The organism is Rhizobium sp. BR 249 (assembly GCF_047445895.1).
GTDB lineage: Bacteria > Pseudomonadota > Alphaproteobacteria > Rhizobiales > Rhizobiaceae > Rhizobium.
This window is the reverse complement of the sequence record NZ_JARWKX010000001.1, coordinates 466,826-479,178: the sequence shown is the minus strand read 5'-3', so window position 1 is coordinate 479,178 and position 12,353 is coordinate 466,826. Positions and strand designations below refer to the sequence as shown.

9 protein-coding genes are annotated in these 12,353 nt (G+C 62.6%); 6 read left to right on the top strand and 3 right to left on the bottom strand.

Annotated elements, in window-relative coordinates; genetic code table 11:
• Positions 1 to 18: 18 nt before the first annotated feature.
• The 3 genes from QD408_RS02410 (at position 19) to QD408_RS02400 (ending at position 4,487) form a co-directional block, all read left to right on the top strand.
• On the top strand, positions 19 to 1,095 hold the full coding sequence (locus tag QD408_RS02410) for an ABC transporter ATP-binding protein (protein WP_088683094.1): 1,077 nt from the start codon (positions 19 to 21) through the stop codon (positions 1,093 to 1,095).
• A 65-nt stretch (positions 1,096 to 1,160) separates the two neighbouring features.
• Entirely contained in the window at positions 1,161 to 2,036 is an 876-nt protein-coding gene (locus QD408_RS02405) for a phosphotransferase (protein WP_414138217.1), read from the top strand.
• A complete protein-coding gene (locus QD408_RS02400) occupies positions 2,037 to 4,487 on the top strand; it encodes a GcvT family protein (protein WP_414138216.1) in 2,451 nt (816 codons plus the stop codon).
• A 233-nt stretch (positions 4,488 to 4,720) separates the two neighbouring features.
• Here the strand turns inward: QD408_RS02400 and QD408_RS02395 are convergent, their stop codons facing one another.
• Both QD408_RS02395 and uxaC read right to left on the bottom strand, forming a co-directional pair.
• Entirely contained in the window at positions 4,721 to 6,178 is a 1,458-nt protein-coding gene (locus QD408_RS02395; protein ID WP_414138215.1) for a mannitol dehydrogenase family protein, read from the bottom strand.
• The gene (uxaC, locus tag QD408_RS02390) at positions 6,175 to 7,590 is read right to left on the bottom strand and encodes a glucuronate isomerase (RefSeq protein ID WP_414138214.1); all 1,416 of its coding nucleotides are present in this window, start codon (positions 7,588 to 7,590) and stop codon (positions 6,175 to 6,177) included. The genes QD408_RS02395 and uxaC overlap by 4 nt, the downstream gene beginning before the upstream one ends.
• A gap of 167 nt (positions 7,591 to 7,757) precedes the next feature.
• On the opposite strand from uxaC, the gene QD408_RS02385 reads away from it, so the two are divergent.
• The 3 genes from QD408_RS02385 (at position 7,758) to QD408_RS02375 (ending at position 10,498) form a co-directional block, all read left to right on the top strand.
• On the top strand, positions 7,758 to 7,967 hold the full coding sequence (locus QD408_RS02385; RefSeq protein WP_414138213.1) for a SlyX family protein: 210 nt from the start codon (positions 7,758 to 7,760) through the stop codon (positions 7,965 to 7,967).
• A 143-nt stretch (positions 7,968 to 8,110) separates the two neighbouring features.
• Entirely contained in the window at positions 8,111 to 8,737 is a 627-nt protein-coding gene (locus QD408_RS02380; protein ID WP_414138212.1) for a ribonuclease D, read from the top strand.
• Between the two features lie 225 nt (positions 8,738 to 8,962).
• A complete protein-coding gene (locus tag QD408_RS02375; protein ID WP_414138211.1) occupies positions 8,963 to 10,498 on the top strand; it encodes a hypothetical protein in 1,536 nt (511 codons plus the stop codon).
• A gap of 77 nt (positions 10,499 to 10,575) precedes the next feature.
• Here QD408_RS02375 and rpsA read toward each other — a convergent pair whose 3' ends face one another.
• Positions 10,576 to 12,279 carry a 30S ribosomal protein S1 gene (gene rpsA / locus QD408_RS02370; protein WP_088683102.1) on the bottom strand — a complete coding sequence of 568 codons (1,704 nt, stop codon included), beginning with the start codon at positions 12,277 to 12,279 and terminating at the stop codon, positions 10,576 to 10,578.
• Between the last annotated feature and the right edge of the window lie 74 nt (positions 12,280 to 12,353).

The following is a 12,353-nucleotide window of genomic DNA, read 5'->3' as shown; positions in this document are numbered from 1 at the left end:
AGAGAGGGTTTTGAGAAGATGGCAACCAGTGTCGTTCTTCAGAAGGTCGAGAAGCGCTACGGCTCGCTGGATGTGATCCATGGCATCGACCTGGCGATCGATCCCGGCGAATTCGTCGTTTTCGTCGGTCCCTCCGGCTGCGGAAAATCGACCCTTCTGCGCATGATCGCCGGTCTTGAGGAAATATCAGGCGGCGCGCTGCTGCTCGACAGCGAGCGCATGAACGAGGTGGCGCCGGCCAAGCGCGGCATCGCCATGGTCTTCCAGTCATATGCGCTCTATCCCCATATGTCCGTTTACAAGAACCTCGCCTTCGGGCTGGAGACCGCGGGTTACAAGAAGGCCGAGATCCAGCCGAAGGTGAAGCGCGCCGCCGAAATCCTGCAGATCGAGAAGCTTCTCGAACGCAAGCCGAAGGCGCTCTCCGGCGGCCAGCGCCAGCGCGTCGCGATCGGCCGCGCCATCGTGCGCGAGCCGCGCATCTTCCTGTTCGACGAGCCGCTGTCCAACCTCGATGCCGAACTGCGCGTGCAGATGCGCGTCGAGATTTCCCGCCTGCACCGGCAGCTCGGCAACACCATGATCTACGTCACCCATGACCAGGTCGAAGCCATGACGATGGCGGACAAGATCGTGGTGCTGAATTCCGGCCGCATCGAGCAGGTCGGCGCGCCCCTCGATCTCTACAACAATCCCGCCAACCGCTTCGTCGCCGGCTTCATCGGCAGCCCCAAGATGAATTTCCTCAAGGCCCGCATCGAGCGGTTGGGCGAGGCTGAAACCAGCATCAATGTCTGCGGCAATTCCGTTCACCTGCCGCGCCGGCTGCAGGGCGAGGCCGGCCAGGACGTCACTTTCGGTATCCGCCCCGAGCATCTTTCGCTAGCCGGCGGCGCCATCGCGCTTTCGACCGTCAATGTCGATCTCGTCGAAAATCTCGGCGGCGCCACCATGCTCTACACCACGACGCCGGACGGCCAGCTCCTGACCGTGGCGCTCGACGGCCAGCAGAAGGTCGAGCGCGGCACCAACGTCACGACCTTTTTCGATCCGGTCCGCTGCCACGTCTTCGATGCCTCGGGCAAGACGATCTGACAGCCCTGCTTGACAGCCGATCCTCCTCTGTCCCATCATTTCGGTGATGGGCGAGGGGGATAAGCATGACGCCTGAGGATAGGATTCATGCGCTTGGCATCTGGCAGGGCCCGATCGACATTTCGCCGATAACAGGCGGCATCACCAACAGGAATTATCTGGTCAGCGATGCGGTCGCGCGCTGCGTGGTCAGGCTCGGCACCGATATTCCGATCCACCACATCAGCCGGCAGAACGAGCTTGCCGCAAGTTATGCCGCCCATGCGGCGGGCATATCGCCCGCCGTCATCCATCATTCGCCCGGCGTACTGGTGCTCGAATATATCGAGGCGAGGGCGCTTTCGCCGGACGACATCAGGGCGCCGGAGATGCTTTCCCGCGTCATCCCGCTGGTGCGCGCCTGCCATCGCGATATCGCCCGGTATTTCCGCGGCCCGGCGATGATCTTCTGGGTCTTCCACGTCATCCGCGATTATGCCGCCAGCCTGAAGGCATCCGGAAGCGCCTATCTTTCCCTGCTGCCGGAACTGATCGATAGGGCCGAGATGCTGGAACAGGCGGCAGGACCTTTCGAGATCGCCTTCGGCCACAACGACCTGCTCGCCGCCAATTTTCTCGACGACGGCAAGCGGCTTTGGCTGATCGACTGGGATTATGCCGGCTTCAATACGCCGCTGTTCGATCTCGGCGGACTGGCGTCCAACAACGAGTTTCCGCAAGCGGCGGAGCGCGCCATGCTGGAAACCTATTTCGAGCGGCCGCTGACATCAGATCTTGTCAGGCGTTATGCCGCGATGAAATGTGCCTCGCTGCTGCGCGAGACGCTCTGGAGCATGATTTCGGAAATCCATTCCACCATCGATTTCGATTATGCCGCCTATACGGCCGAAAATCTCGCGCGCTTCGAGCGTGCTTATCAAGCCTTTGAACAGGATCGATAAATGACGAGACAATTACCGAAGACGGCAAAAGCCGTGGTCATCGGCGGCGGCATCATCGGCTGCTCGACAGCCTATCATCTCGGCAAGCTCGGCTGGACCGATACCGTGCTGCTCGAACGCAAGAAGCTGACCTCAGGCACCACCTTCCATGCCGCCGGCCTGGTCGGCCAGCTGCGCACCAGCGCCAACATCACCCAGCTGCTCGGTTACTCCGTCGATCTCTACAAGCGGCTGGAAGAGGAAACCGGCCTCGGCACCGGCTGGAAGATGAATGGCGGCCTGCGGCTTGCCTGCAACGAGGAGCGCTGGACGGAAGTCAAACGCCAGGCGACCACGGCCCAATCCTTCGGCCTCGAAATGCAGTTGCTGACGCCGCAGGAGGCTTTCGATCTCTGGCCGCTGATGACGATTGACGATCTCGTCGGCGCCGCCTTCCTTCCCACGGACGGTCAGGCCAACCCTTCCGACATCACCCAGGCGCTGGCGAAAGGCGCGCGAATGTCCGGTGTTTCGATCTTCGAGGATACCGAAGTCCTCGATCTCGAAATCGACAAGGGAAAGATCCGCGCCGTCATCACCGCTGAGGGGCGCATCGAATGCGAGCGCGTCGTCGTCTGTGCCGGCCAGTGGACGCGCGCCTTCGCCGCCCGTTTCGGTGTCAACGTGCCGCTGGTCTCCGTCGAGCATCAATACATCATCACCGAATCCTTCGGTGTGCCCTCTAACTTGCCGACGCTGCGCGATCCCGATCGCCTGACCTATTACAAGGAGGAGGTCGGCGGCATCGTCATGGGCGGTTACGAGCCGAACCCGATTGCCTGGGCGGAAAAAGGCATTCCCGAAGGTTTTCACTACACGCTGCTGGACAGCAATTTCGACCATTTCGAGCAGATCATGGAACAGGCGCTCGGGCGCGTTCCGGCGCTGGAGAATGTCGGCGTCAAGCAGCTCTTGAACGGCCCGGAAAGCTTCACGCCCGATGGCAATTTCATTCTCGGCGAGGCGCCGGAACTCAAGAATTTCTTCGTCGGCGCCGGCTTCAACGCCTTCGGCATCGCATCCGCCGGCGGCGCCGGCATGGCGCTTGCCGAATGGGTGACGAAGGGGGAGCCGCCCTACGATCTCTGGCCGGTCGACATCCGCCGCTTCGGACGCCCGCATTTCGATACCGACTGGGTGCGCACCCGCACGCTCGAAGCCTATGGCAAACATTACACGCTGGCCTTTCCCTTCGAGGAATATGCGAGCGGCCGCCCCTGCCGCAAGTCGCCGCTCTATGACCGGCTGAAGGCGCAGGGCGCCTGTTTCGGTGAAAAGCTCGGCTGGGAGCGGCCGAACTGGTTCGCCGATCTCTTCGCCAATGAGGAGCCGAAGGATATTTACAGCTACGCCAGACAGAACTGGTTCGAGGCGGTCGGCCGCGAGCACAAGGCGGTGCGTGAGGCGGCGGTCATCTTCGACCAGACCTCGTTCGCCAAATTCGTGCTGAAGGGCAGGGATGCCGAGGCGGCGCTTTCCTGGATCGCTTCCAACGACGTCGCAAAACCGGTGGGCTCGCTCATCTACACCCAGATGCTGAACGACAAGGGCGGCATCGAATGCGATCTGACCGTCGCCCGCATCGCCGAGGACGAATATTACATCGTCACCGGCACCGGTTTCGCCACCCATGATTTCAATTGGATCGCACGCAATATTCCGGCGGACATGCATGCCGAACTGGTCGACGTCACCTCAGCCTATTGCGTGTTGTCGCTGATGGGGCCGAACTCCCGCGCCGTGCTGGAAAGGGTGACGGGCAGCGATGTTTCGAACGCGGCATTCCCCTTCGGCCAGGTGAGAACCATCGGCATATCGGGCTGCCCGGTGCGGGCGCTGCGCATCACCTATGTCGGCGAACTTGGCTACGAACTGCACGTCCCCATCGAATATGCGACCACGGTCTATGACGTGCTGATGGCCGCTGGCGGCGAGCTCGGCCTCATCAATGCCGGCTACCGCGCCATCGAGAGCTGCCGTCTGGAAAAGGGCTATCGCGCCTGGGGCTCCGATATCGGCCCCGACCATACGCCTGTCGAAGCCGGCCTCGGCTGGGCGGTCAAGATGCGCAAGAACATTCCCTTCCGCGGCCGCGAGGCGATCGAGCGGCAGCTTGCGGGCGGCGTGAAGAAGCGCCTCGCCTGCTTCGTTCCCGATGATCCCGATACCGTGCTGCTCGGCCGCGAAACGATCTATCGCGACGGCAAACGTGTCGGCTGGCTCTCGAGCGGCGGCTTCGGTTATACGCTGGGCAAGGCGATCGGTTACGGCTATGTCCGCAACGCCCATGGCGTCACGGAGGACTTCGTCCTCTCTGGCTCCTATGAGCTTGATGTCGCGAGGGACCGCATTCCCTGCAAGGTGTCGCTGGCGCCGCTCTATGATCCCGAAATGGCGCGGGTGAAGGGCTGAATTCCGGTATGGCTGAGAAGAGCCCGGTAACCCGAACTCCCTCATTCCTGTGCTCGTCACAGGAATCCAGCCACCGCGCGTCTGCGCGGTGAATGACTACCTGCTACCTGGATAGAGTTACCCGCCCAAGGACTTGGGCGTACTGGATCCCTGTGACGAGCACAGGGATGACGGAGGAGAGGGTATGCCGTGTGGCACGCCCTTTCTTCTGCTGAAGAAAAGATTTCAAGCTCTCAAAACAGCGGCAACCGATCGTCCTGGATCAGAATCTCCAGCTTGTCCGATACATCCTGCGTCCACGCCCGATGTCCTGTCAAAGCTGACGGGAAAAGTCCCGGAAGGGTGAAAAGCGCGGCCGAGAGCGCCGGGCCGGTGCGGGGTACATCGGCGATGAGGGCGGCGATTTCCTGAGCGCGGGGATCGCGCAGTTCGTAGCGTTCGCCATTGCCGTGTTCGCCGATCGCATAGCGCATCCATGCCGCGACGGCGATCGCATAGGTCTCCGCACGGTCGCCATGGGCCAGCGCTTCGCATGCCGGCTCCAGCAGCCGCTGCGGCAGCTTTTGCGTGCCGTCCATGGCGATCTGGTAGGTGCGGTGCGCGATCGCCTTATTTGCAAAGCGTGCTATCAATTCATTGGCGTATTCATCGAGATCGATGCCCGGCACGGCGTCGAGCGTTCTCGCGGCCGCGTGCATGTGGCGGTAGGCCAGGGCGGCGAGGGCCGCATCGTCCATCACGTCACGGATGAATTCATAGCCGCCGATATAACCGAGATAGGCAAGCAGCGAATGGGCTCCGTTCAGCATCCTGAGCTTCATCTTTTCGTAAGCCGAGACGTCCTCGACCATCAGCGCGCCGCGCACCTTTTCCCAGGCCGGCCGGCCATTGACGAAATGATCTTCGATGACCCATTGCGTGAAAGGCTCCGTCTCGATCGCCGCCATGTCGCTGCGGCCGGTCAGCCGTTCGGCATCGGCATAGGTCGCTTCGGTGCTTGCGGGCGTGATGCGGTCGACCATCGTCGACGGGAAGGGCACATTCGTCTCGATCCAGCGATGCAGGTCGGCATCGATGCGGGAGGTGAATTCCAGCACGAGGCGCTTCAGCACCGCGCCGTTGCTCGGCAGGTTGTCGCAGCTGAGCGGCGTGAAGGGCGCGATACCCTTCTGCCGGCGGCGTGCGAGGCCCTCGACGAGATAGCCGATGACGCCGCGCGGCGCATGCCGGTTGGCGAGGTCGGCGACGATATCGGGATGTTTGAGGTCGAGGCCGCCCGTCGCGGGATCGAAACCATAGGCCTTTTCCGTCACCGTCATGCTGACGATACGGATGGCAGGGTCTTCGAGCCGCGCCAGCAGGCCGGCCGGATCGCGCGGCGCCACATGCGCCTTCAGGATCGAGCCGACCACCTCGGCCGCCGTGCCCGCGCTGTCGCGGATCAGCATCGTGTAGAGCCCGTTCTGGGCGGAGAGATTGTCCGCGACATCGGGCGTGCGCAGGCTCGCCACCTCGATGCCCCAGTCGCCGCCTGCGGCTGCGAGCGCAGCATCCGTGAAGGGCGCGAAATGGGCGCGGAAGAAGGCGCCCGGGCCGAGATGCAGGATACCGGCCTTCAGCGCATTCCGATCATAGGCGGGAAGCTTCGCCGTCGGCGCAAGGCCGGTCACGTTCTGCAGTCTGTCGCTCACAGCTTGTAGGCCTTCTTTGCATTGTCATAGGAGAGTTCGCGCGCGACGATCTCGGCTTCCTCTAGGGAAATCCGGTGCTCGGCGGCGAGCTGCGCCAGGAAGCGGCAGACTTCGCGCCGCCAGACGTCGTGGCGGGCAGGAATGGACAGCAGCGCGCGCGTATCGTCGTTGAACCCGGCGAGATTGGCAAAACCGGCCGTCTCCACCACCTGGTCGAGATAGCGGCGGATGCCGAGCGGGCTGTCATGGAACCACCAGGGCGGTCCGATCATCAGGCAGGGCCAATGGCCGGCCATCGGAGCGAGTTCCCGGGCATAGGTGGTTTCGTCGAGCGTAAAGAGCAGGATGCGCAAGCCCGGCGCATGGCCGTATCTGGAAAGCAGCGCATTCAGGCCGCCGACCCAGTCCGTGCGTGTCGGGATATCGGCGCCCATATTGGGGCCGCGGGTCGCAAAGAGCCCGCTGTCGGTATTGCGCCTCGATCCGGCATGGATCTGCATCACCATGCCGTCCTCTGCCGAAAGGCCGGCCATTTCGGTCATCATCTGGCCGCGGAAAAGCTCTGCGTCGGCAGCCGAAAGCGGTCCTTTCAGCGCCTTGTCGAGCAGCGCCTGCTTTTCGGCAAGCGGCAGGTCTGCGGTAAAGGCGGTGGGTACGCCGTGATCGGTCGCGGTCGCGCCGAACTGGCGGAAATAGGCGCGCCGGCGCCGATGCGCCTCGATCAGGCCGTCCCAGCGGGTCACGTCGGCGCCGGTGATCTCTCCGAACTTGACGAGATTGTCGCGGAAGCCGACGGCATCGGGATCGGTGACGCTGTCCGGCCGGTAGGTCGTGCGCACCTTGCCGATCCAGCCGTCCGCCGCCATCTTCTGGTGATGGACGAGCGGGTCGAGCGCGCCTTCGGTGGTCGCGATCGTTTCGATGCCGAATCGCTGATGCAGCGCCCGCGGGCGGAATTCGGGAAGGGCGAGCTGGGCGTTGATGTGGTCGTAGAGCGCGTCGGCATTGTCCGATGTCAGCGGCTCGGTGCAGCCGAGCACGGCCGACATCGCGTGGTCGACCCAGAGGCTCGAAGGCGTTCCACGGAAGAGGTGATAATGCGCGGCAAAGGCCCGCCAGATCGCTCGCCCCTCAGCCACCGGCTTACCGTCGAGCCTGGGAACGCCGAGCTCGTCCAATGTCACGCCGACGCTGTGCAGCATGCGGAAGAGATAGTGATCGGGAATGACCAACAGCGAGGCCGCATCTTCGAAGGGCTTATCGTCGGCAAACCATGAGGGTTCGGTATGCCCATGCGGGCTGACGATCGGAAGACCGCGCACCGTCTCGTAGAGGTCTCGCGCGATGGTCCGTATTGCCGGGTCGGCCGGAAAGAGCCGGTCCGGATGAAGAAAGCCGTTCCCTACATCCATCAGTATTCCTCCCTGATGGATAAGGGCCTATCCCACAACATCAGGCGCGGCAAGGTCTTTTAGTAACCAGATGGTGCATTTTGCGCGGGCCTCGAAAGCATTGACGCGGCGACCTATTTCCGGTTTGGGAGAATCATCTGTTCTGCCGTTCCGGCGAAGGAGGATCGATGTCCGAGGAGACGAACCGCATCACCCGGCTGGAGGAAATGCTGGCCCACCAGGCAAAGACGATCGAGGAGCTTTCCGATCAGCTCGCCGAGCAATGGAAAATCGTGGAGCAGATGCGCACCAAGCTCGATCGCTTGACCGAACGCTTCCTGTCGCTCGAGGAGCAGTCGCTGGAGGCTCCGGCGATCACCCGCCCGCCGCATTATTGACACGCGCAGGAATGCCGCCTGTTAAAATGCTGGAGCGTGCGTCCCGTGAGGGCTCGCGGCGTTCCTGCGGCCGGAAAGCGGTTTCGCATTTTGCGCCTTTGCGCTATAGCGCCAGGGGAAGCATTCGAACGAAAGACAGTCTCATGGCGGCCACCATACGTTATCACGAAGGCGATATCTCCGCGGCCGATGCCGCCCGTTATACCGGCGCGGTCGCGATCGACACCGAAACGCTCGGCCTGGTGCCGCGACGCGACCGGCTCTGCGTCGTCCAGCTGTCGCCGGGTGACGGCACCGCCGATGTCATCCGCATCGCTGCCGGCCAGAAAGAGGCCCCCAATCTCGTCACCCTGCTCGAAGATCCCACTCATCAGAAGATCTTCCATTACGGCCGCTTCGATATCGCCGTGCTCTTCCATACTTTCGGCGTCACGACGACGCCGGTCTTCTGCACCAAGATCGCCTCGCGGCTCAGCCGGACCTATACGGATCGGCACGGCCTCAAGGACAATCTCAAGGAGATGCTCGACGTCGATATTTCCAAGGCGCAGCAATCCTCCGACTGGGCGGCCGAGACGCTGTCTCCGGCGCAGCTCGAATATGCCGCTTCCGACGTGCTTTACCTGCACGCCCTGCGCGACAAGCTGACGGCACGGCTGATCCGCGACGGCCGGTTCGATCATGCCACGGCCTGCTTCGAATTCCTGCCGACCCGCGCCAAGCTCGACCTGCTCGGCTGGGAAGAGGCCGATATCTTCGCCCACAGCTGAGCGAATTGCCTTTCTGCCTGCTGACGATCGCCGTGGATGTGCCTGTCCACGGCTGTTAGCGTTTCGTTAAGGTGTCTTTATTAAAATTCATTTTAATTTTTATGCATTCGATGACGCCGGAATTGCGTCATGCGGACAGGAGGATCTGCGGGGATGCAAGGGACCGGATGAGCGCGGTCCTTTTATAGAGCCTGCTTTCATCGTCACTTTACGAAAGGGCATGCCATGTTGTCTCCCGTTCGTGCAGCGTCCAATGCAAGCTTTTCGTCCCAGGGTCAGACTGCGGCGATCGCCGCGGGCGGTCTCGGCCGATCGGTGATCGCGCCGGCACCCGTCAACGCCGTCGAAGCGGCTGACTTGAATTCCGCCATCGCCGGCAAGCTCAACATTCTGTTGCTTGCCGCGCGCGAGCGCATGGTCGATGCCCTGTTCGATGTCATCGATGCGGCCGGCCGCTCGATTTCGCTGGATCGCGGCGAGGACGAGACCAATCTTGCCTTTGCCTCCCGGCTTGCCGATGCGATACGGCAGCTGCCGGCCGCCAGGATCGACGCGGTCGAGCGCCAGCTGACCGCGCAGGGCCATAGCCTGCCGCTCCGGATGATCGCCGAAGCGCTGAAGAACCCGACAGGGCCGGAAGCCGCCCGCATCGTCGCCTATCTCGAGATCGTCCGCTACAAGGATCGCGATCTCGCCGCCCGCGCCGTCATGCGCTCCTATGGCCAGAACGATGCTTCGCCGATGCGTCCCGAAGCACGTCCCGAAATACAGCTGCACGAGGGCAGCCTGCCGGCCGCCACGCGTCAGCCGGCAGAGAAGGCGCCTGCGCCAGCCGATCCGCTGATCGAGGCCGAAATGAACGCGGCTGCCGAAGAAGCAGTCGTCGCCGAAGCCGTGGAAGCCGCCGATCCGGAAACGCCGCGGCCGGAAAACCGGGCTCAGTCCGCTCCGGTAACGGTAAGGGAAGCGGCCCCGGAGAAATCCGCGACCCGGGAGATCGAAACCCGCGAAGCTCTGCCGACGGAGACGACCGCGGCCGAGGAGATGACGGAAGCGCCTGCCGCCCAGCCGCGCACGACGTCGGAAAAGCTTGATCCCGTCATTCCCAGGAACTGGGCGGGAATTGTCGCCTCGATGACGGAAGAAGTCTCGGAGATGATCGCGACGATCATCCGCGAGCAGGATATCGAAGCCGTGGTGGAGGATGGTCCGGTCGAGGCGGCGGTGGAGATCGATGCGATCCTCGATGAAGCCGTCATCAGCGACGCGACCGAAACCTTGACGCGGCAGCCGGCGGAGCTTGCAATGCCCGATGCGCGCCAACCCGCAGCACCTCGCCCGCCGCAGATGGATATGGACATAGCGGCTGCGGCCGCCCGCCAGCCGAAAGACATCGCCGCACAGCCGGATCCGATGCCGATGCCCGCTCCGGCCGAGGCTCCCTATCTGCCGCTGCAGGCAAGAATGCCCGAGGGCCTTCCCTATGCCCCGCTGCCCTATCAATTCGCCAAGGATATGCCGGCGAATGAGACGGCCGGCGAAACGCACCACCAGCATCAGCATCATCGTGATGATGCTCCGGAGGATGAGCAGCAGGCGCAGTCCGGCGGTGAGGATGCCGAGCCCGATGGGGAAGAGACCGAGGCTCAGCCGGCACGCAGGACGCCGAGGATGATCGACGCCGAGCCGACGCCGCATCAGGCAAGCGCGGTCGCCGATCCTGTCTACGCGCTCTATCAGCGCATGGTCGGCTGGGAATAGCAGGTTTCATCGTCTGAAAATGAAGAACCCGCCGGATCGCTCCGGCGGGTTCTTCAATTCAGAGACGGTTGCGAGGCTTATTCGCCGCCGCGGTTCTTGAGCGCTGCGCCCAGGATGTCGCCGAGCGAGGCGCCCGAGTCGGACGAACCGAACTGAGCGACGGCTTCCTTCTCTTCCGCAATCTCCAGAGCCTTGATGGACAGCATGATCTTGCGGTCCTTCTTGGAGAAGTTGGTGACGCGGGCGTCGACGACCTGGCCGACCGAGAAGCGCTCAGGACGCTGCTCGTCGCGGTCGCGGGCGAGGTCGGCGCGACGGATGAAGGAAGTGATGTCCTCGTGGCTGACGAGCTTCACTTCGATGCCGCCGTCGTTGATGGCGATGACTTCGCACGAAACGACTGCGTTCTTGCGCAGGTCGCCGGAGGCAGCGGCTTCGCCGACAGCATCCTTGCCGAGCTGCTTGATGCCGAGCGAGATGCGTTCCTTCTCGACATCGACGTCGAGAACGACAGCCTTGACGACGTCACCCTTGTTGTACTCCTCGATGACCTGTTCGCCCGGACGGTTCCAGTCGAGGTCGGAGAGGTGCACCATGCCGTCGACATCGCCGTCGAGGCCGATGAACAGGCCGAATTCGGTCTTGTTCTTGACTTCGCCTTCGACTTCAGTGCCGGCCGGATGGCTGCGGGCGAATGCTGCCCACGGGTTTTCCAGCGTCTGCTTGAGGCCGAGCGAGATACGGCGCTTGGACGGATCGACTTCGAGAACGACGACTTCGACTTCCTGGCTCGTGGACAGGATCTTGCCGGGGTGAACGTTCTTCTTGGTCCAGGACATTTCCGAGATGTGGATCAGGCCTTCGATGCCCGGCTCCAGCTCGACGAACGCACCGTAATCGGTGATGTTGGTGACGGTACCGGAAATCTTCTTTCCTTCCGGATACTTGGCCTGGATGCCATCCCACGGATCGGACTCGAGCTGCTTCATGCCGAGCGAGATGCGGTGGGTTTCCTGGTTGATGCGGATGATCTGAACCTTGACCTGCTGGCCGATGTTCAGGATTTCCGACGGATGGTTCACACGGCGCCATGCCATGTCGGTGACGTGCAGCAGGCCGTCGATGCCGCCGAGGTCGACGAACGCACCGTAATCGGTGATGTTCTTGACGACGCCGTCGACAACCTGGCCTTCTTCGAGGTTCTGAACGATTTCAGAACGCTGCTCGGCACGGGATTCTTCCAGAACCGTACGGCGCGAAACCACGATGTTGCCGCGGCGCTTGTCCATCTTGAGGATTTCGAAGGGCTGCGGGTTGTGCATCAGCGGAGTGACGTCGCGGATCGGGCGGATGTCGACCTGCGAACGCGGCAGGAAGGCGATCGCACCGTCGAGGTCGACCGTGAAGCCGCCCTTGACCTGGTTGAAGATCACGCCTTCGACGCGCTCGCCGGCTTCGAACTTGGCTTCGAGCTTGATCCAGCTTTCTTCGCGGCGAGCCTTCTCGCGCGACAGAACGGCTTCACCAAGCGCGTTTTCGATGCGCTCGACATAGACTTCGACTTCGTCGCCGACCTTCAGCGAACCGTCCTTGGCGCGTGCGCCGAATTCCTTGAGCGCGATGCGGCCTTCGACCTTCAGGCCGACGTCGACAACGGCGACATCCTTTTCGATGCCCGTGACGATACCCTTGGTGACATAGCCTTCAGCCAGATCGTTCTTGGCAAAGGACTCTTCGAGAAGGGCCGCGAAATCCTCGCGAGAGGGAGTTGCTACTGACATAAAATCTCCTGCGTGGCCTTCGATAGCTTCAAGGCCCACGTATGCGCCGGTTGGTTCGTGTTGAATGGGCCTGA